The organism is Rahnella variigena, from assembly GCF_003610915.1.
GTDB lineage: Bacteria > Pseudomonadota > Gammaproteobacteria > Enterobacterales > Enterobacteriaceae > Rahnella > Rahnella variigena.
This window is the reverse complement of record NZ_NSDJ01000002.1, coordinates 1-19,851: the sequence shown is the minus strand read 5'-3', so window position 1 is coordinate 19,851 and position 19,851 is coordinate 1. Positions and strand designations below refer to the sequence as shown.

The window sequence follows — 19,851 nt, the reverse complement described above, 5'->3', positions numbered from 1 at the left end:
GCCCCTTAATCATATAGCCAACGACCCGCCTTTGCTGATTCGATAATCATCTCGACCGTAAGCGGCTTGTAAACTCGACGTTGTAATTTCTTCCACCATAACCACACAGGCCATTCTGGTTCAAAATAATTATCTAAATTAAAATTATCGTACGAAATACCGTACCGGGTAAACAAATCTACTAACATTTCTTCTAATTCTTCCTGAAGATAATTAAAATGCTCCTGAAAGGTCCATTCTTTAAGAACTTTTTGCTTCCGTACGCTATATTTATCAGTGATGTAACTTAAAATCTCTTTCTCATCGACCATCAGAAATACGTCCATTCAATACAGTCTTTCGGCCGTGCAATCAGATTATATTTATTCCTGGTTTTTCTGGCTATGATTCCAAATATGATCATGGCAGGAATTGTTCCTCCGACATACGGCGCATAACGCCCGACAGCAGCACCAACACTTTTTGTCATGCGGGTTTTCATAAAACCTACAGGTGTTGCAACTGGTTCAACAAAGCGCATATCTTTAAAAATTCTTCGAGAAAGTTTTGAAGCGACGCTGGTTCCCCAGGTTGAATCCCCCAATCCCTTCGGTTTTGGAAGAATTGGCCAGCCTGCAATGATCATCGCAGAGGTTTCTATAGCGAGCCCTTGATGCTCAGCAAAGGACTCCGCAAAAATCAACCAAAATAACTCCTGAGCGCTTACATTGGCATGACCATGGTAAAAGTAGGTTCCATTAAGTTCTTCGGTAGTATCCATTTTCAATATCCATTTGATTAGCAGGGCTTTAGGATACTGCTGCATTTATCAGCAGGCAATATGCCCCTTGCACTGGATATCATCATTGCTCCTTTCCGTCACGTTAATCGGTCTGTTGATACCAGAACCTTGCAACGGTTACATTGATCCACGCACCCGCGGGCTATTTTCGTGAAGGTAACATCCTGATCAGCGTGTTATCGCGCCGGCGATAGTGATGCCAGAGAGCCGCCAAAGTATGTAATCCGATGAGGTAATACCCCGCATTAGCGAGCCATTCATGCAGCGTTTTTAATAGTTTCTGTAACGGTAAATTCGGAAACACGCTTCTCGGCATAAGGATGTTAAACATCGTCCACTCATGCCCGCCATAATATTGTGACAAAATACCCATCACCGGTAAGCTGAGAAACATCAGATATATAAGAATCTGCGCGCCACCTGAAAAATAATGCTGCCAGCGCGGCAACGCTGGTTTGACCGGTGGCGTAACATACATCCCGCGAACAAACAGCCGTATACACATCAGAAATAATACGCAAAATCCCAGACTGTAATGCGTCAGGGCTAATAACTCCCGCAAGGGCGTGCCTTTTGCATACCATCCTTTTATATCCATCGTGGCATAGGTCAATACTACTAAAACAAACACCAGCCAGTGGAGCAAAATTTGAACGGAAGAATATCGGGTACGCATAGCATTTCCGGTAAACGAAGAGACGTTAACCATACTTGCTGAGACTTAAGCTTACATTAAGAGGAATGAGCACTAGTGAGAAATGATCGGACGCAGGGGTATTACGATGTTAAAAAAGGGAGTTGCGGAATGGGAAAAAGACAAATAAGTGTGTTATCTGCCCTGCTGTTTGCAAGGCAGAAAACACTGAACACATCGGTAGCCTGATTAACGCGCGATCAGAAAACTCTCTAATGTTGCACCGCCATCCAGTGCCGCTTTAATGGCAGAAGGAGTGCGGCCCTGGCCGGTCCAGGTTTTTTTAGAACCGTCGGTATCGGTATACTCATAGATTGCCGGGCGTGGTTTACGCTTAGCTTTACCGGATTCTTTGGTTGTCTGGTGACCCAGCAGGTCATCAATAGCGATGCCGTCGTTTGCCAGCATTTCACGGTATTTCAGTAATTTTTCGTCACGTTCCTGCTGCTGCGCACTGCGCGCTTTCACATTTTCGCGTGATTCTTCAACAATTGCAGTCAGCTTCTCGAGAATTTCTTCCAGAGTGCTGAGTGGCATTTCACGAGCCTGTGCCCGAAGTGTACGGATATTATTCAAAACGTTTAACGCGTTGTCCATGATGTGCTCACTTTAGAGGGGTATCATTAAATTAGTGACCCTGATTCTACACAAAGAAATAATGATATCAATTGCGCCAGCATAATATTATTCACCGTGACACAACGGTGGCAGTCGCCACTCTTTTTCTTTAATTGTTAATACCCCCTCTCATAACAACTTGTTGTCGCTGAGTAATTAAAACTTTTACGAAGAAATCACTTTAAACACCTAAAAAACGCCAGAAAAATATTATTAATCACAATTTGCACACTTTGATAATAGTGTCAGTACGTGAATAAACTATGTTGTTATTATGTACAAATTTGTCAAAGTCTGGTCTTTACGTGCGAAGCATTACTCTTTTCTGAATAATCATTTCGGTAAAACGGGTTAGAAAAAGCATCTTCTGCACCATTTTTTAGAAGCAATTAAACAACTCCGACGGCAAAATGAGACTTAAATCACAAAATAAGACCCCTGACCGTTATGTTCAAAACCATTTTTGTTGTTTGTGCTGGCTGTGTAGCGCTGAAACTTGCGCTGGACTGGCAGATCATTTTGCAGGTAGCTGAAGGCTGATTGTCAGTTCCCTGGCCATCTTCGCAAACTCAGACAAGTTTCTGGTCAGGATCCCCCGCCGCCACACCAGCCAGGTCGTCAGATAACGATAATTGTCAGCCAGCGGCCAGATACTCACCGTACTGCTGCCCGGCATACTTTCCAGCATACTGCGTGGCATCAGCGCCAGTCCGCCACCTGCAATGACGCAGGCCAGCATGCCGTGATAGGACTCCATCTCGTAAATTTTCCCCGGCGCTGCACCATCATCCGCGAACCAGCTTTCAAAATGACGCCGGTAAGAACAGTTGGAGCGAAACGCATACACGATTTCTCCGTTTACGTCCTGCCCGCGTGTGACCGGTGCATGATGCAGCGGCGCGACAATCACCATTTCCTCCGGATATACCGGTACACCATCCAGCACAGGATGCAGAACGGGCCCGTCTACAAATGTTGCTTCCAGCTCACCCTCGAGCAATTTATCCAGCAATTCACCCGACGGACCGGTACTTAGTGCCAGTTCAACTTTGGTGAACTGCTGATGATATTGCGCCAGCAGCGCCGGAATACGCACGGCGGCGGTACTTTCCAGGGCGCCCAGTGCGAAAATCCCCTGAGGTTCTGTTCCGGCTACCGACAACCGCGCCTCCTCCACTAAATCCAGGATCCGGTTGTTGTAATCAAGAAAATTACGCCCTGCTGGCGAAAGACGTAACCGCTGATTCTCGCGGATGAATAATTCGACGCCCAGCTCCGCCTCAAGCTGCTTAATGCGTGTTGTCAGATTCGACGGAACACGATGTACCCGCTGTGCGGCGGCACTAATACTGCCGGTTTCAGCAACGGCACGGAACATCTCAAGCTGTGAGAGATTCATAGGTTTTCTCAAAATGTGAATGGTTTACTTATTTTTATTCATTTTTATTAAAACACGCAACCCTCTATTCTGAACGCACTGGTTTAACGAGGAATAAACAATGACGACGACAAATTCGCAAGCACATGCCATTTCGCAAAATCCGTTCACCGGCGAACGTATCGCTGAATATCCTTTTGACACCACGCTGGCACTGGAAGCGGCGGTTTCGCAGGGCAGCGCGGCATTTAAGCAATGGCGCAAAACTGACGTCCAACAGCGGGCAAAGCTGCTGGTCAATCTGGCCGCCGAACTGCGCTCCGCCAGCGAAGACATCGCCCGCATGATCACCCTCGAAATGGGCAAGCCGGTGAAACAGGCACGCGCTGAAGTGGAAAAATCAGCCGGATTGTGTGAGTGGTACGCTAAAAACGGTCCGGCGATGCTGGCACCGGAACCGACGATGGTCGACAACGGCGAGGCGCACATTCATTACAGGCCGTCCGGGATGATACTGGCGATTATGCCGTGGAATTTCCCGGTGTGGCAGATTTTGCGCGGTGCCGTGCCGGCGTTGCTGGCGGGTAACACTTTCCTGTTAAAACCGGCGCCGAACGTGATGGGCACCACGTATCTGGTGAAACAGGCCGCGCTGAAAGCTGGTTTTCCGGCCGGTGTGTTTGGTGTGATTAATGTCGGAAATCCGGCAGTGGCAGAACTGATTGCTGACCCGCGCGTCGTTGCCGTGACGGTAACAGGCAGCGTGCGTGCCGGTGCGGCAATTGCAGAGCTGGCAGGTAAGTCTCTGAAAAAATGTGTGCTGGAACTGGGCGGTTCAGACCCGTTCATCGTACTCAATGACGCAAATCTGGATGAAGCGGTAAAAGCGGCAGTCGCCGGTCGTTATCAAAATACCGGGCAGGTATGTGCCGCAGCCAAGCGGTTTATCGTTGAGGAAGGTGTGCTGGATGCCTTTACGGCAAAATTTGTGGCCGCCGCACAGGCGCTGGTGACGGGCGATCCGCTGGATGACTCGACCTATATCGGCCCGATGGCGCGTTATGATTTGCGTGATGAACTGGATAAACAAGTCCAGGATACGCTGGCAGAAGGCGCAACCCTGCTGCTCGGCGGCGAGAAAATTCCCGGAAACGGTAATTTCTATGCACCGACTGTTTTAAGCAATGTGACGCCTGAAATGACTGCATTCCGCCAGGAGCTGTTCGGTCCGGTCGCCGCCATTACGGTCGCGCGCGATGCTGACCATGCCGTCGAACTGGCTAATGACAGCGATTTTGGCCTGACTGCGACCATCTTCACGACTGACCTTGCGCGGGCAGAACAGATGACGAATGAACTGGAAACCGGCGGTGTGTTTATCAACGGTTACAGTGCATCCGATCCGCGTGTTGCGTTCGGTGGCGTGAAAAAAAGCGGCTATGGTCGTGAGCTTTCACACTTCGGTTTACGCGAGTTCTGTAACGTGCAGACCGTGTGGAGCAACCGGAAATAAAACCCGCCGCGCTCCGTAAGGGGTATAAAAGAAAACTCATCCGGGCGCGAAAGTGCCCGTTGTCTTTTCCTTCCTTTTATTCATGTCAAAAATAACGAACCTGTAACGAAATGAAAGCATCCTCTTTTAAAATCGCGTTAATTGTGGCGAAACCCTTCTTAACAGGAAATTAGCAATTAAAGCTAAAGTTCGTCACATGAAAAGGTGTTTATTAATGTTGTGCCGATGAATTGACGGCAACGTAATACCTGATTCAGACATTGAACTCTTGAGGAATAACTCCATGAAAGGCTTAGTAAATGATGTTTTATCCATATTTTATCCGAAGTCTGTTAAGCCTGTTTTGATCCGCAGCGGATTATCACATCGTGAAATAGCCTCCCTGCAAGCTGTTGGTGTAACAACGGTTTCCTGGGCTACCTCCATGGAAGAACTCAACAATGCGATTGTTAAAAAAGCGTTAGATGCCGGTGCGGTCGGTTATCACATTACTAATGTGGAATCCCATAAACCGGGTAAAGAGGAACAACACGTCATGGCGGCCACCGCGACATTTTATCATATCAACCATAAAGTGGCCTATGACTGATGTTTCCTGACAGTTTAAGTAAAATATAATAAGCCGCATACCGGACAGGTCTGCGGCTTTTTTATTTAATTCGCCTTTCAATATCATTTCTCTGAACGCCCTTCTTAATACTCATCCCCCGATTGCGATTGAAACACCCTGACGTCATCCCTTTTGATCTCACCGTAATTAGCCGTTTTTTACTCGCTATTTGAGCAATGGCATTAGGAACATTCTTATAACATTACCAAAACAACCACACCAAAAGACGCCTGCACGTCATAATATCTCAGGGAATTTACATGACTCGCCATCGCCGCGCGACCGGGCACTTTGCCCGTTTTGTCTGCGCTTTTCTTTTGTTATCACTCTTTTCGGTATCCCAGGCCATTGCTCAATCGGCAGGGTGTACGGCGCTGAATAACCGCACGTTTTCTACCGCGAACTTTTCAACTCAGGCTTATCAGGCCAGTCAGTTTGATACCAGTGATACCTTAACGCTGACGTTTTCAGATTCTGGCGCCGGTGTGAACAGCGAGATGACAGATACGGACAGCTTCGGCCTGACGAATTATGCGCAGTCGACATTCTCAACCTACTACGTCACCGGCGGCACGGCAGGTACTCATTCTTACACCGTGACAGGGTCACAACTGGCGAGTGCGGGAGTTCGCTTTCGCATCACCACCAGCCACGGCTACCTGAGCCCTCTCAGCGTTTCCTGTACCTCACCGGTCAGCGCATCCACCGATGCCAGCCTCACGGCGCTGTCACTTTCAACCGGTTCGCTTTCCCCGACCTTTTCCAGCGGGACAACCTCTTACAGCGCAACCGTCGCCAATAACGTGACCAGCATTACGCTGACACCAGTGACCACCGACAGCACCGCAACCGTAAAAGTGAATGGAACTTCCGTCACTTCCGGCAGTGCGTCAGGGGCGATCCCGTTAAGTGAAGGCAGTAACACGATCACCGTCACCGTGACGGCTGCCGACGGCACCACCACGTCCGGCTATTCTGTTCAGGTTCAACGCAACGGTTTAGCACCGGTCGCCGGTTCTGCCAGCGCCAGCGTAGCGTTTAACAGCAGTAATAATACGATTGCCCTGCCCCTTTCCGGTGGCGCAGCGACATTGGTGGCACAGGGTGCGGCACCTGCACACGGTTCGGTCGTATTCTCAGGCTCAACTGCCCTTTATACGCCGCTGCAAAACTATTTCGGTGCGGACACTTTCACGTATACCGCCAGCAACAACTGGGGCACATCCGCACCAGCGACCGTCAGCGTGAATGTCGCAGCACCGGTGATTACGCTGTCGCCTGTCACCTTACCTTCTGCCACATCCGGCACCGCTTACAGCCAGACACTGACGGCAACCGGCGGGTCAGGCAGCTATCAGTTCACGACCGGGGATGCGTTACCTGCCGGATTAACACTGGCATTGAATGGCGAAATTTCGGGAACGCCGACTGCAACGGGCAGCTTTAACGTTACCGTCGTGGCGCACGATACGGCGAATGCTGCCACCGGAAACCAAAGCTATACGATAACCGTTAACGGGCAGGCACCGGTCGCGGGTGTAGTCAGCACCACAGTTGCCGGTAACAGCAGCAACAATGCCATTGTGCCGGCGCTTTCAGGCGGCGTCGCAGCGTCAGTCACCGTTACGACCGCACCGCTTCACGGCACGGCAACGGCTTCGGGTACCTCACTGAGTTACACCCCTGCGCCCGGATATTCAGGTACCGACAGTTTCACTTATACCGCCAGCAATAACTGGGGAACTTCATCCGCTGCAACGGTGAATGTAACCGTAGCCAGCGTGACGCTCGGCTTCACGCCTGCGAGCGGCGCATTACCCGCAGCCACCGCAGGTACGCCGTGGTCGCAGATCATTACTGCCAGCAACGGCAACGCTCCATACACCTACAGCGCATCCGGCCTGCCTGCCGGACTCTCCGTCAGCGCCAGCACGGGTGAGATTTCCGGTACGCCCGCCGCTTCCGGCACTTATGCCATTCAGGTGAGTGCCGCGGACAGTCACGGGATCACCGGCACCGTAAACTACGCACTGACCGTTTCCGGACAGGCACCGGTGGTCAGTGCGGTATCCTCGAGCGTGGCGGCCAATACCAGTGAGAATCTGATCGAGCCGTTGCTGTCGGGCGGCGCAGTCACGTCACTGGCGATTGTGCAGCAACCCGCACACGGCACGGCGCGCATCCAGAACCTAAAAATTCGATATACGCCAGTCGCAGGTTATTCCGGTAGTGACAGTTTCATTTACAACGCTTCCAACAGTTTTGGCGCAGCACAGGCGACGGTCACGCTGAATATCACTGCCGTATCGCTGGCCTTTACGCCTGCCAGCGGCGCGTTGACCGATGGTCGCGCAGGCAAGCCTTATCGTCAGACGTTCAGCGTAACCGGCGGCACGGCACCGTATCAGTACCGCGTGTCAGGGACATTGCCTGCCGGATTAACACTGAGCGGCGACACCCTGAGCGGAACCCCTTCCGCATCGGGAAACAACAGCTTTACGTTGATCGCCACCGACGCCAGCGGCGTAACGGCTCAGGTCGCGTACACGCTAAACATTAACAGCGCGCAGCCGGTGGGCGTCAGCCATGCGGCCTCCGTTCTGGCTGGCAAATCCGTGCGGGTAAACCTGACAGAAAATGCCACCGGCGGGCCGTTCACTGGTGCGCGTCTCGTCGATTCTCCGGCGGTAACGCTCGGCAGTGCGGCACTGGAGCAAAGCGACAACAGTATTTATTTCGACTTCCAGGCTGCGGCTCAGGCTTCCGGCACGGTGGTACTGCGTTATGTGCTGCTGACGCAAGACTCGCAATCTGCGCCAGCGACCGTGACGCTGACCATCGCCGGACGTCCTGACCCGTCCAAAGATCCGGATGTGCTCGGCCTGGTCAGCGCGCAGATTCAGTCGGCGCAAAATTTCGCGCGTGCGCAAATCCGCAACTTCGGCGATCGTCTGGAAACGCTGCACAACCCGGCCAGTGCGCGCAGCGATATGAACGGCATCCGTTTCAATATGCCAGCGTCTAAAAAGGAACGCGGCAACGATGACACGCTGTGGGACACCGCGTGGGAGCACAATCGTCCGCAGCCTGAACTGCCGCAACTGACCGATAAAAACGCCGCGCAGCATCCGCTTAATGGTGCGAACTCGCGTATCAATTACTGGACCGGCGGATTTGTTGACTTCGGCCACTCGGGGAAAGACAGTGTGAGTTTCAGTCACACGCTGGTCGGCATCAGCACCGGCGCGGACTATCAGTTCACCCCGACTTTCACCGCAGGTATGGGGATTGGTTTTGGCAGAGACGTTAGCGATATCGGTGACAGCGGTTCCCGCAGCAACGGTCGATCCATCAGCTCGGCGCTTTATGGCAGCTATCATCCCAGCCGTTTCTTTATCGATGGTTTGCTCGGATACAGCCGTCTGGACTACGACAGCCGTCGTTATGTGACAGAAATGGATCAATTCGCCCGCGGCGACCGTGGCGGTTATCAGGTATTTGGGGCTCTGACATCGGGTTATGACTATCGTCTGCCCGACCTGCTGATTTCGCCATACGGACGCCTGCAATTGTCTCGCACCCGGCTCGACAGCTACACGGAATCCAGCGCCGATGCCTACGATCTGGCTTTCGCCTCCCAGGTGCTGAATGATGTGACCGGCGCGCTCGGCGTTCGCACCCAATACGCACTGCCACTGACGTGGTCGGTGCTGCGCTGGCAAAGTCGTTTCGAATACACGCAGGCTTTCAGCGATCCGGGCCGCGCCCGTCTGGGTTACGCCGATTCCGGCAATGATACGTGGAGTGCGGATGTCTACGGCGACAGTCAGGAAAATCTGGTGTTAGGCATGGGGCTGGATTTCCTGCTGCCGCATAACATCACGCCGGGCATCGCCTATCAGGGCACGCTCGGGCTGGATGAAGCACGCAGCCGCTCACAAATGATCATGATCCGGGTGAACATCGGGTTCTGATAAGGAAGCCAGGCCTGTTTTTAAGTAACCGACTTATGTAACCGACATGGCTCCACCACACGACTACAAACCCAGAGGCCTGACTTCACGGATAAAATCAATCAGCAGGCGTAATCCCGTTGGCAACTGCCGGCGGCTGGAATAGTAAATGTAGAACCCTTCTCCGGCTGGCGCCCAGTCTGTCAGCACCAGCCGGAGACGCCCGTCTTGCACATAAGGGGCGACAAGTGGCTCCGGCAAATACATCAGACCAGCCCCGCCGAGCACTGCAACCAGCCCGGTCTGGGCCTGATCGACCGTAACCGATCCCGGTACGGTGATCTGCAGAGCCTCGCCATTACGTTCCAGCTCCCAGCGGTAAATGCGGTCATCGCCAAGGCGATTGCTGATGCAACGGTGGTTCATCAGGTCGTCAGGATGTTCAGGTGTGCCGGACCGCGCCAGATAATCAGGGGAAGCGGCGATCACCCAACGGATATCCGCCGAAAGCCGCCGGGCAATCATGTCTTCAGGCACAGTGCCCCCATAACGGATACCGGCGTCAAATCCGGCATCGGTGACATCGATCAGCCGGTTGCTGGCCACGAGATCAATTTCCACATCAGGGTAGCGCGCCATAAATGCCGGAATGACCGGAGCAATCAAAAGGTTCGCGGCTTCAACCGCTGCATTAATGCGGATCCGGCCGCTCGGCGTATCGCGAAACCTGTTGAGTGTCTCGAGCGCGTTATCAATCGCCTCAAACGGCTGCCCCACCGACGTTGCCAGTGCTTCACCGGCGGTCGTCAGGGTCACGCTTTTAGTCGTGCGGTTAAGTAACCGGACACCCAGACGGCTCTCCAGCCCTTTCAGCGCGTGGCTCAGCGCCGACGCACTGACACCCATTTCAACTGCCGCGCGACTAAAACTGCGGTGCCGGGCAATAGCCAGAAAGTAAATCAGATCGGCCACGTCAGAGCGGTTGGTTTGCATACGCGAAATACCTTTTTAGTTAACGCATTCCGCCTTATCCGCTCACCGTTATAATCGTCGCGCCAGTCTGCCCCGGGGTAGTTAAATTCCGCAAGGCGGGGTCAGCGCGGGGGCTGCGGCAGGCAGCGGCGGGATCACGCCATCGACAGGGTGTGGCAGATAAGGCGCTTCAAGTTCTTCAATTTCTGTAGTACTCAGCCGGAAGTTTAACGCACCAATGGCTTCAGCAAGATGTGCAGGTTTCGTCGCACCGACAATGGGTGCGGTGATCACCGGTTTCGACAGCAGCCAGGCAAGTGCTATGTGTGCACGGGATATGCCATGCTTCTGAGCAATACGCGCCACCACATCCACAACCGGCTTATCCAGTTCGGCGGCGTTCTGGTACATTTTCAGCGCAAAGGCGTCGTTTTCGCTGCGTGTAGTGTTCTCATCCCAGTCACGCGTCAGCCGCCCGCGAGCCATCGGACTCCAGGGGATAACACCCACGCCCTGATCCAGACATTGCGGCAACATTTCGCGCTCTTCTTCCCGATATAGAAGATTGTACTGCGGCTGCATGGACACGAAACGCGTCCAGCCATTTTTCTCCGCGGTATGCTGCATTTTGGCAAACCGCCATGCCTCCATCGATGAAGCGCCGATATAACGCACTTTGCCCGCTTTCACGATGTCATGCAGAGCTTCCATCGTTTCCTCAACCGGCGTACTGTGGTCAAAACGATGGATCTGATAGAGGTCAACATAATCCATACCCAGGCGACTGAGGCTGTCATCAATTGCCTGAAACAACGCCTTGCGCGACAGAAAACCGTTATTCGGCGCATTGCGCAACGGGAAAAACGCTTTGGTGGCAATCACCACTTCATCTCGCTTTGCCATATCGCGGATGGCGCGCCCGACAATCTCTTCCGAACTGCCGCCGGAATAAACGTTCGCGGTATCGAAGAAATTGATGCCCGCCTCGAGTGCCTGCCTGATCAGCGGACGTGAATCATCCTCTCCCAGCGACCAGGGCTGCGGCAACCGGTCGGGTTCACCGTAGCTCATACATCCGAGACACAGCCTGCTGACCTTCAGTCCGGTACGGCCTAAATTGATATATTCCATGTGCTTCTCCTGAGTTATATCAGTTACCGTAACCGGCGGAACTCACTGCGTGAAGGGCGTTTTAATGCATGGCGCATTGAGTAAAATTCATTAATGGCCGTAATTTGGGCTGATACCTGCCCTCACTTTTGCATTCCGCTGTAAAACAAGAAAAAATGTTGAAATTATTGATAAGCTCCGGTCAGCCAAACCTCGAAGAATCAGTGGGCAATGCCACCATTCTTAACGGACGTGATGATGCCATCATTGCGAAGCAAAAAACGCTGGCCTGAGATCATGCTGCACGCCTGATTGCTGCCATCAGGGAAATGGAAACTGATTTATAACAGGCCGGATAAAATAAATCCTCTGAACAGGTACACTATGAAAAACATCCTTATTTTTACTCTTGCGCTGAGCAGCGCGGTTGCCGCTCAGGAACGGATCACGCCTGCGGCTCCCGTTTTTTCTATTTTTGAGCTGGGTATTCAGCAAGGAAAAACGGCCACTTACGAAGAGATGGCAAAAAAGAATATTACGGCCTCCATCGCTGACCAAGCGGGAACGCTGGGCATGTATTCCATCAGGCAGAAAGCCAACGTGAATATTGCTTATATGGTGGAAATTTACGCAGACAATGATGCTTATAAAAAGCATCTTGAGTCCCCACAATATAAAGCTTTTATTCAGAACACCCCGGATATTATTGAACCGAATCACAAGCGTAAGATCGATACTGTCCCTCAGTTTCTGGGCGATAAAAAAGTGGTACAAAATGATGCAACGATAAACAACTTCGTTATCGTCGATGTGAAACCTGAATTCAGCCAGGCCTTTAAAGACATCGTTCTTCCCGAAATGGTGGAGTCGCTTAAAGTGGAAGATGGCGTACTGGCAATGTATGCAGCAACCGATAAAGAAAACAGCAACCGCTGGTATTTCTACGAGATCTACGCCAGTACAGCGGCTTATGAGGCGCACCGCCAGACCCCGCATTTCATCCACTACCTGAAACAAACAGCAAATATGACGACCAATAAAGAAGCCGTGTCCGTAAGCCCGGACCTTCTGCTGAACAAAGGGGGTTTAAGATTTACAAGGCCGTAAGGGATGTAACCCACTGCAACGCCTGAAATTTCTCTGGAAAGCGCACCTCATTTTCGCGGTTAGCCTGTTGGTTTAGCTTACTCAATTAGGCTATAGTGCGCCCGCTGCGGCAAAATCCGCAGCCGGGTTTCGCAGCTCGGCCAACACTATAAGGACGTACTTGATGTTATACATCGAGTGCAATTGTCTCTGCTCACCTGTTATTTAGGCAGCTAACCCTGTTTAATAACATCAATGGTGGCTCAGGCAGGGCAGCCTTCGGGCTGGCCGGTGTCCTTGTAGGCCGGTACTGCGAACCTTGTCTGAGCTACCACCCAAAGAGTTTCGCAGCTCCAGTGGTAGTCGTATTCACTACAAGGAGTCGTATATGAAACTATCGCATAGCCCCACATTTCTGCCCTTCTGCTCTGCTGTTCCTGTGCTGTTAAAAACAAGAGCACCCCGTCATGAATAATCGCGACTGGCATCAGGCCGATATCATTGCCGGATTACGTAAGAAAGGTACAACGATGGCCGCCGTATCCCGCGCTGCCGGTCTGAGTTCCTCGACACTGTCTAACGCACTTTCAAGACCCTGGCCGAAAGGCGAAATGCTTATTGCGCAGGCATTGGATATACACCCGAGCGCCATCTGGCCAAGCCGGTATTTCGACCCAAACACGCGTGAACTTATTCAGCGGAAGGTGAGATCTGCGGGCGGCATGTAGAAAGTTATAAAAAAACCCCACACCCGCTTCTCAGCGAATGTGGGGTTTTAACAATCTAAGCGTTAATCCAAATTACATCTGGATCAGATGTTTGATTTTCACGTCTGGATTAGTATCGGCTGCGTAATCAACGCCGTTCAGGCCAAAGCCGAACAGACGCATGAACTCGCTTTTGTAGCCCGCGAAATCTGTCAGCTCAGGGATGTTGTCATTGGTGACTTCATCCCACAGCTTGCCGACTTCTGCCTGCACTTCTGGCGCGATCTCTTTCAGGTCAGCGCGCAGACGGCCTTCGTTATCGAGCAGAGGCTCAGCGCCGTACAGGCTGTCTTTGTACAGACCGTAAACCTGCTCAATACAACCTTCGTGAGTGCCCTTCTCTTTCATCACTTTGAACAGCAGGGAAAGGTACAGTGGCATCACAGGGATAGCAGAACTCGCCTGAGTGACAACGGCCTTCAGTACGGAAACACGTGCGTCGCCGCCCTGCTCTGCCAGTGTGCTGCGGATATCCAGAACACGTTTGTCCAGATCCTTCTTCGCTTCACCGATAGAACCGTTCCAGTAGATGTCCTGCGTCACTTCTTCACCCAGATAGGTGAACGCCGTGGTCTTCGCGCCTTCAGCCAGTACACCGGCGGCTTTCAGGTCTTCGATCCACATCTGCCAGTCTTCACCACCCATGACCGCAACGGTGCCCGCGATTTCTTCAGGGGTTGCCGGCTCCAGCGTGGTTTCGTTGATAGTTTCTTTATCGGTATTGATGCCACGAATGGTGACTTGCTTACCGATTGGTTTCAGGGTGGAGTTGAACACTTCACCGGTTTTCGGGTGGGTACGGCGCGGCGCGGCCAGGCTGTAAACCACCAGATCTACCTGACCTAAATCTTGTTTGATCAGCTCAATGGTCTTTTGCTTCACTTCATCAGAGAACGCGTCGCCGTTGATGCTTTTAGCGTACAGACCTTTTGCGTCCGCAAATTCTTCGAAAGCAGCAGAGTTGTACCAGCCTGCGGTAGCAGTTTTCGATTCATCGCCCGGACGTTCGAAGAAGATGCCCAGCGTTGCTGCGTCAGAACCGAAAGCAGCTGAGATGCGGGCAGCGAGGCCGTAACCGGTAGAAGCACCGATCACCAGGACTTTTTTCGGACCGCCTTCGATTTTGCCTTGCGCGGTAACGTAGTCGATTTGTTCTTTAACGTTCGCCTTGCAACCTTCCGGATGGGCAGTAACACAGATAAAGCCACGGATGCGTGGTTTGATAATCATATAGACCTCATTGCAACTGTCTCAGTAAATTGGCCGATAGAATATAGGTTTGCGCCGTTTCAGGCAAAACCTGCTGCTTTTTCCCATCGTAAACAGACTTCTCTGAAGTAAAAACAGCGCTTATTTTACCCGAATGGATAAAAAACGAACCGCGATATCCTCTTTGAGAAAGTGTAATGCACTTCCAGTCTCACTCCTGCGCGGCATTCAGTATTTTCCGAAATTTTTGTGTCTGCGTTGTAATCCATGACTAATTTCCCCCGCCGCCTACCAAAATCCTAAACATGGGTTAGATTTAGAGGTTGTGTGATCTGCATCACACAAAAATATGACAACAATAATGAAATACAGGGAGCACTTGTGACTGAGAAACTCAACAGCGGGCAGGAAAGCGAGGCGAAGAAAACGCCGCCGCCGACCGAACCGCTGGTAAAAGTAATTGCGTTTATTGCCACCCTCGGTGGTTTATTGTTTGGCTACGATACAGGTGTGATTGCGGGCGCGCTGCTGTTCATGAAGCACGATCTGCATCTGACGTCGGTGACCACCGGGATGGTGACCAGCTTCCTGATACTGGGTTCTGCCATCGGTGCGATCTTTGCGGGTCGGGTCGCTGACCGGTTCGGGCGCAAAAAAATCATTCTGGTGATGGCAATCATATTCATGGCCGGTTCGCTGGGTTGTGCCATGGCACCCAACGTCGTACTGATGATTATGTTCCGCTTTATTCTCGGGCTGGCCGTCGGTGGCGCGGCGGCGATTGTGCCGATTTATATTGCGGAAATCGTGCCTTCTAACCGCCGCTGGCAGTTCGTCACCTTGCAGGAACTGATGATCGTGTCCGGCCAGCTGATTGCTTACACCAGTAATGCGGCCATTAACGAAGTCTGGGGCGGCGAAACTACCTGGCGCTGGATGCTGGGTGTCGCCTGTGTTCCGGCAGTGATTTTATGGGTCGGTATGTTGTTCCTGCCTGACACGCCGCGCTGGTATGCCATGCATGGCCGCTATCGCGAGGCACGTGACGTGCTGGAGCGCACCCGTAAAGCAGGCAGAGTAGAGAAAGAGCTGAGTGAGATCCGCAGTTCTATGAGTTCCAAAAGCGAGAAGCATTCCCGCCGCCAGAAGACTATTTCCGTCTGGATGAAACGCCTGGTATTTCTGGGAATTGGTATCGCCATGCTGCAACAACTCTCCGGCGTGAATACCATCATGTTCTACGCGCCGACCATGTTGCAGGCCACGGGGTTAAGCACTAACGCGTCTCTGATGGCGACCATCGCCAACGGAGTGATTTCGGTGATCATGACGTTTGTGGGCATCATGCTGCTCAGCCGCTTCGGGCGCCGTCCGCTGCTGCTGACCGGTCAGATCGGCTGTACCCTGACTCTGCTTGCCATCGGATTAGTCACCTGGCTGATGCCGGAAACTGTCAACGGCCATCCCGATGCGGTTCGCAGCTATCTGGTTCTTGGCGGTATGCTGATTTTCCTCTGCTTCCAGCAGGGCGCGTTGTCGCCTGTGACCTGGCTGCTGCTGTCGGAAATGTTCCCGATGCGCATCCGCGGTATGGCTAACGGCGTATCAGTCTTTGCTATGCAGATGACCAACTTCTCCATCGCCTTTATGTTCCCGATCATGCTGGATACCATCGGACTGACGATGTCCTTCTTCTGCTTTGCCGCCATCGGTGTCGCAGGGGGCATTTTCGCGATCATCTTCGCACCGGAAACGCAGGGCAAAACGTTAGAGCAAATTGAGAAACACTTCAAAAAGCACTTACAGGATGACCCTGCTCCGCAGGAAGCAAGAAGTTAACTTTTGTATCGCCGCATTAATACGCCGGACACGTTGTCCGGCGCTTTCTTAGTATGCTGTTCCCATACTCCCCGTAACCTGCACCCTTATTCACCCAGTTCAATGCACAAGTATTTCATTTCCAGATAATCGTCCATCCCGTGACGTGACCCTTCACGCCCCTGGCCGGACTGCTTGATCCCCCCGAACGGCGCGACTTCGTTGGAAATCAGGCCAGTGTTAATGCCCACCATGCCGTATTCCAGCGCTTCCGGCACGCACCACTGACGTGCAGCGTCGCGGGTAAAAATGTATGCAGCAAGGCCAAACTCTGTATCGTTTGCCATCGCCACAGCCTGCGCTTCATCGGTAAAGCTAAATACAGGTGCTACCGGACCAAAGGTTTCTTCACGCGCAAATTTCATCGCTGAGGTGACATTGCCGATAACTGTCGGCTGGAAGAAAGTTCCGCCCAACGCATGCGGCTGCCCCCCGGTCAGTAACGTGGCGCCTTGCGATAACGCATCTTCTATATGTTCCTGCACTTTGCTGACCGCAGCCTGGTCGATAAGCGGCCCCTGCGTGATGCCGGTTTGTGTGCCTTCACCCACGTTGAGTTTTTCCACTTCGTCGACCAGTCTGGCGATAAGCGCCGGATAAATGCCCTGCTGGACATAGATCCGGTTAGCGCAAACGCAGGTTTGCCCGCTGTTACGGAACTTCGAGGCCATGATCCCGGCCACAGCACGCTCCAGATTGGCGTCATCGAACACAATAAAGGGCGCGTTACCGCCCAGTTCCAGCGAAAGTTTTTTCACCGTCGGCGCACTTTGCGCCATCAGGATGCGCCCCACTTCAGTCGAACCAGTAAAGCTCAGCTTGCGCACCACCGGACTGTCGCACAACACCTTGCCCGTGGCCTGCGCTGAACCGGTGATCACCTGCAAAACGCCTGCCGGAATACCGGCTTCCATCGCCAGTTGTCCAAGCGCTAACGCACTGAGCGGGGTCTGTTCGGCTGGTTTAACAATCATTGCACAACCCGCAGCCAGCGCCGGTGCGGCTTTACGGGTGATCATCGCCGCAGGGAAATTCCACGGTGTGATAGCCGCACATACGCCGATCGGTTGTTTCAGAACCAGCATCCGCTGCGACGCCTGCACAGGAGCCAGAACGCTGCCTTCGACGCGTTTGGCTTCTTCGGCAAACCATTCGATAAAGGAAGCAGCGTAGACTATTTCGCCCCGCGCTTCCGCCAGCGGTTTGCCCTGTTCCGCCGTCAGCAATGCCGCTAAGTCGTCAGCGTGTTCCAGCATCAGCTGAGCCCATTTCTGCATCAGCGCAGCGCGTTGTTTTGCCGTCTTGTCTTTCCAGCCGCGCTGCGCCTGTTCTGCATACACGATGGCCTGCGCCGTTTGCGCCGTGGTGATTTGCGGAACGTGACCTATTACCTCTCCGTTTGCCGGATTAATCACATTGTCGAACTCACCGTTTTCACTGTCATACCATTCGCCATTAATGAGGCATTGCTGGCGCAGAAGACTTTGATGTTTCAGTTGCATAGGTTGCCTCAGTCAGCCAGAACGCGGGATAAAATCGCCAGTGCGTCTTTAAACTGGGCGTCAGGAATGGTCAGCGGATACAGGAAGCGGATCACGTTACCGTGTACGCCGCAGCTCAGCATCAGCAAACCGGCATCCAGCGCTTTGCGAAGATACTGTTTAGTCAGCTCAGCAGATGGTTTGCCGGTCGCGGATCATTAAATTCGGCAGCGACCATCGACCCGCGTGCGCGGACATCCACCAGCGCCGGCATGTCGTTTTGGCTTTTTCCAGCACTTCCACCAGTTCCGCTCCTAACCTGCTGGCGCGGTCACACAATTTTTCTTCTTCGATGATGTCGAGCACAGCAAGTGCTGACGCCACGGCCAGCGGATTACCTGCGTAAGTTCCGCCCAGACCTCCCGGCTCAGGTGCATCCATCAGCTCTGCGCGTCCCGTTACGCCGGATATCGGGATCCCGCCACCGAGGCTTTTCGCCATCGTGACGATGTCTGGTTTAGCATCCGGATAATAATCCGAAGCAAACATTTTGCCGTACGGGCAAAACCGCTCTGGACTTCATCAGCAATCATTACAATGCCGTGGCGTCGCAGATTTCACGCAGCCCTTTTACGAAATCTTCCGGCGCAATATTGAAACCGCCCTCGCCCTGAACCGGCTCATACATAATTGCTGCAACTTGCGAAGGGCTAATATCACTGCGGAAAATACGTTCGATGCTGTCGAGTGCCATTTGAGTGGTAACGCCATGCACGGCATTCGGATATTGCGCATGGAAAACGGAGGCAGGAAAAGGCCCGAACCCGACTTTATAAGGTACTACTTTGCCGGTCAGCGCCATGGTTAGCAGCGTGCGTCCGTGGAAAGCGCCGGAGAATGTCAGAATGCCAGGACGACCAGTTGCCGCGCGTGCAATTTTCACCGCGTTTTCTACCGCTTCCGCGCCTGTGCTGAAAAAGGTCGTTTTAGCTTTACCATTGACCGGAGCAATCGCATTGATGCGCTCTGCCAGATTCACAAAGCTGGCGTACGGGACAATCTGATAGGCCGTATGAGTGAAAAGGTCGAGCTGTGTGCGGATCGCTTCAACAATTTTCGGGTGACGATGCCCGGTGTTCAGCACAGCAATCCCGGCAGTAAAATCGATGTATTCCCGTCCCTGCTCATCCACAGCGTGGCGTTTTCCGCCTTCGCCGCGTAGAAATCACACATGACGCCAACACCTCTTGGGGTCGCTTCTTTACGGCGTTTTTCCAGTTCACTGTGACTCATCTTCGCTCCTGCATGAAGGTTGATGTTTTATAGATTGCGGTTGCAAAGATGAACAATTTGTCGAAATAGCAATCCGTTCTTGTGTTTTATCGCGCCAGCGGTTCTATAATCCAGAACCAGTTTGAATTATTTTGAGGTACCACTTTTGCGTTCACTGCTTTCTGACCTCATTTCGCAACGCCTGACCGGCCTTTCCGACACGTCTACAGGTACGCTGATAAGCGCGTGTATCAGGCGTTACAACAGGCAATTTTCGACGGCAGTATCACACCAGGCAGCCGTTTACCGGCTTCGCGTGATCTTGCAAAAGAACTGGATATTTCGCGCAATACGGTGCTGGCTGCGTATGACCAATTGCAGGCGGAGGGTTATATTCAAACCCGTACCGGAAGTGGGACTTTCGTCACATCTGATTTGCCCGAGGACGGTGTAATTGCCGAAAAACTGCCCGATACTTTTCACCAGTTCGCAGTCATGTTGCGCTTTCCAAACGAGGCACCCGGTTGCT

General features: G+C 52.6%; 16 protein-coding genes and 2 pseudogenes. 8 read left to right on the top strand and 10 right to left on the bottom strand.

Annotation, left to right across the window (positions count from 1 at the left end):
- Positions 1–5: 5 nt before the first annotated feature.
- From CKQ54_RS22055 to ptrR, 5 genes are all read right to left on the bottom strand, one after another.
- Entirely contained in the window at positions 6–311 is a 306-nt protein-coding gene (locus CKQ54_RS22055; protein WP_240783363.1) for a DUF1493 family protein, read from the bottom strand.
- Entirely contained in the window at positions 311–760 is a 450-nt protein-coding gene (locus CKQ54_RS22050; RefSeq protein ID WP_120162972.1) for an STM2901 family protein, read from the bottom strand. Before CKQ54_RS22050 ends, CKQ54_RS22055 begins: the two co-directional genes overlap by 1 nt.
- A gap of 163 nt (positions 761–923) precedes the next feature.
- A complete protein-coding gene (locus CKQ54_RS22045) occupies positions 924–1,457 on the bottom strand; it encodes a cytochrome b (protein WP_120162903.1) in 534 nt (177 codons plus the stop codon).
- 207 nt (positions 1,458–1,664) lie between these two features.
- On the bottom strand, positions 1,665–2,072 hold the full coding sequence (locus CKQ54_RS22040) for an H-NS family histone-like protein (RefSeq protein ID WP_112287421.1): 408 nt from the start codon (positions 2,070–2,072) through the stop codon (positions 1,665–1,667).
- A gap of 535 nt (positions 2,073–2,607) precedes the next feature.
- Positions 2,608–3,492 carry a putrescine utilization regulator PtrR gene (gene ptrR, locus CKQ54_RS22035; protein WP_120162902.1) on the bottom strand — a complete coding sequence of 295 codons (885 nt, stop codon included), beginning with the start codon at positions 3,490–3,492 and terminating at the stop codon, positions 2,608–2,610.
- Positions 3,493–3,592: 100 nt separating this feature from the next.
- On the opposite strand from ptrR, the gene CKQ54_RS22030 reads away from it, so the two are divergent.
- The 3 genes from CKQ54_RS22030 (at position 3,593) to CKQ54_RS22020 (ending at position 9,568) form a co-directional block, all read left to right on the top strand.
- On the top strand, positions 3,593–4,984 hold the full coding sequence (locus CKQ54_RS22030) for an aldehyde dehydrogenase family protein (RefSeq protein WP_120162901.1): 1,392 nt from the start codon (positions 3,593–3,595) through the stop codon (positions 4,982–4,984).
- A gap of 283 nt (positions 4,985–5,267) precedes the next feature.
- Entirely contained in the window at positions 5,268–5,573 is a 306-nt protein-coding gene (locus CKQ54_RS22025) for a YdgH/BhsA/McbA family protein (protein ID WP_112287418.1), read from the top strand.
- Between the two features lie 281 nt (positions 5,574–5,854).
- Positions 5,855–9,568, top strand: coding sequence for an autotransporter domain-containing protein (locus CKQ54_RS22020; protein ID WP_120162900.1), 3,714 nt, complete (start codon positions 5,855–5,857; stop codon positions 9,566–9,568).
- Positions 9,569–9,631: 63 nt separating this feature from the next.
- Here CKQ54_RS22020 and CKQ54_RS22015 read toward each other — a convergent pair whose 3' ends face one another.
- Positions 9,632–10,540, bottom strand: a complete 909-nt coding sequence (locus tag CKQ54_RS22015; RefSeq protein WP_120162899.1) for a LysR family transcriptional regulator — start codon at positions 10,538–10,540, stop codon at positions 9,632–9,634.
- An 81-nt stretch (positions 10,541–10,621) separates the two neighbouring features.
- Positions 10,622–11,650, bottom strand: a complete 1,029-nt coding sequence (locus CKQ54_RS22010) for an aldo/keto reductase (RefSeq protein ID WP_120162898.1) — start codon at positions 11,648–11,650, stop codon at positions 10,622–10,624.
- Positions 11,651–12,013: 363 nt separating this feature from the next.
- On the opposite strand from CKQ54_RS22010, the gene CKQ54_RS22005 reads away from it, so the two are divergent.
- The 3 genes from CKQ54_RS22005 to CKQ54_RS21995 all read left to right on the top strand — a co-directional run bounded on the left by CKQ54_RS22005 (position 12,014) and on the right by CKQ54_RS21995 (position 13,443).
- Positions 12,014–12,736: a putative quinol monooxygenase gene (locus tag CKQ54_RS22005; protein ID WP_120162897.1), complete on the top strand. Its 723-nt coding sequence runs from the start codon at positions 12,014–12,016 to the stop codon at positions 12,734–12,736.
- Between the two features lie 225 nt (positions 12,737–12,961).
- Positions 12,962–13,018, top strand: coding sequence for a hypothetical protein (locus tag CKQ54_RS26120; protein WP_390889625.1), 57 nt, complete (start codon positions 12,962–12,964; stop codon positions 13,016–13,018).
- A 164-nt stretch (positions 13,019–13,182) separates the two neighbouring features.
- Positions 13,183–13,443, top strand: coding sequence for a helix-turn-helix domain-containing protein (locus CKQ54_RS21995; RefSeq protein WP_113876598.1), 261 nt, complete (start codon positions 13,183–13,185; stop codon positions 13,441–13,443).
- 72 nt (positions 13,444–13,515) lie between these two features.
- On the opposite strand, the gene fabV is transcribed toward CKQ54_RS21995, so the two are convergent.
- The gene (gene fabV, locus CKQ54_RS21990) at positions 13,516–14,712 is read right to left on the bottom strand and encodes an enoyl-ACP reductase FabV (protein ID WP_120162896.1); all 1,197 of its coding nucleotides are present in this window, start codon (positions 14,710–14,712) and stop codon (positions 13,516–13,518) included.
- A gap of 306 nt (positions 14,713–15,018) precedes the next feature.
- Here fabV and CKQ54_RS21985 point away from each other — a divergent pair, with 306 nt between their 5' ends.
- Positions 15,019–16,530, top strand: a complete 1,512-nt coding sequence (locus tag CKQ54_RS21985) for a sugar porter family MFS transporter (protein ID WP_279630530.1) — start codon at positions 15,019–15,021, stop codon at positions 16,528–16,530.
- 86 nt (positions 16,531–16,616) lie between these two features.
- Here CKQ54_RS21985 and CKQ54_RS21980 read toward each other — a convergent pair whose 3' ends face one another.
- Positions 16,617–18,071, bottom strand: coding sequence for an NAD-dependent succinate-semialdehyde dehydrogenase (locus CKQ54_RS21980; protein WP_120162895.1), 1,455 nt, complete (start codon positions 18,069–18,071; stop codon positions 16,617–16,619).
- Positions 18,072–18,079: 8 nt separating this feature from the next.
- Positions 18,080–19,343: pseudogene (locus CKQ54_RS21975) on the bottom strand (4-aminobutyrate--2-oxoglutarate transaminase).
- Positions 19,344–19,488: 145 nt separating this feature from the next.
- Here CKQ54_RS21975 and CKQ54_RS21970 point away from each other — a divergent pair.
- A pseudogene (locus CKQ54_RS21970) lies at positions 19,489–19,851 on the top strand (GntR family transcriptional regulator); the annotation flags it as partial.

Bases quoted from the DNA above. Each gene is read 5' to 3' on its own strand.
- CKQ54_RS21980 (WP_120162895.1), bottom strand. From the start codon at position 18,071: ATGCAACTGAAACATCAAAGTCTTCTGCGCCAGCAATGCCTCATTAAT.
- ptrR (WP_120162902.1), bottom strand. From the start codon at position 3,492: ATGAATCTCTCACAGCTTGAGATGTTCCGTGCCGTTGCTGAAACCGGC.
- CKQ54_RS22005 (WP_120162897.1), top strand. From the start codon at position 12,014: ATGAAAAACATCCTTATTTTTACTCTTGCGCTGAGCAGCGCGGTTGCC.
- fabV (WP_120162896.1), bottom strand. From the start codon at position 14,712: ATGATTATCAAACCACGCATCCGTGGCTTTATCTGTGTTACTGCCCAT.
- CKQ54_RS21995 (WP_113876598.1), top strand. From the start codon at position 13,183: ATGAATAATCGCGACTGGCATCAGGCCGATATCATTGCCGGATTACGT.
- CKQ54_RS22015 (WP_120162899.1), bottom strand. From the start codon at position 10,540: ATGCAAACCAACCGCTCTGACGTGGCCGATCTGATTTACTTTCTGGCT.
- CKQ54_RS22020 (WP_120162900.1), top strand. From the start codon at position 5,855: ATGACTCGCCATCGCCGCGCGACCGGGCACTTTGCCCGTTTTGTCTGC.
- CKQ54_RS22030 (WP_120162901.1), top strand. From the start codon at position 3,593: ATGACGACGACAAATTCGCAAGCACATGCCATTTCGCAAAATCCGTTC.
- CKQ54_RS22025 (WP_112287418.1), top strand. From the start codon at position 5,268: ATGAAAGGCTTAGTAAATGATGTTTTATCCATATTTTATCCGAAGTCT.
- CKQ54_RS22055 (WP_240783363.1), bottom strand. From the start codon at position 311: ATGGTCGATGAGAAAGAGATTTTAAGTTACATCACTGATAAATATAGC.
- CKQ54_RS22040 (WP_112287421.1), bottom strand. From the start codon at position 2,072: ATGGACAACGCGTTAAACGTTTTGAATAATATCCGTACACTTCGGGCA.
- CKQ54_RS22050 (WP_120162972.1), bottom strand. From the start codon at position 760: ATGGATACTACCGAAGAACTTAATGGAACCTACTTTTACCATGGTCAT.
- CKQ54_RS22045 (WP_120162903.1), bottom strand. From the start codon at position 1,457: ATGCGTACCCGATATTCTTCCGTTCAAATTTTGCTCCACTGGCTGGTG.
- CKQ54_RS22010 (WP_120162898.1), bottom strand. From the start codon at position 11,650: ATGGAATATATCAATTTAGGCCGTACCGGACTGAAGGTCAGCAGGCTG.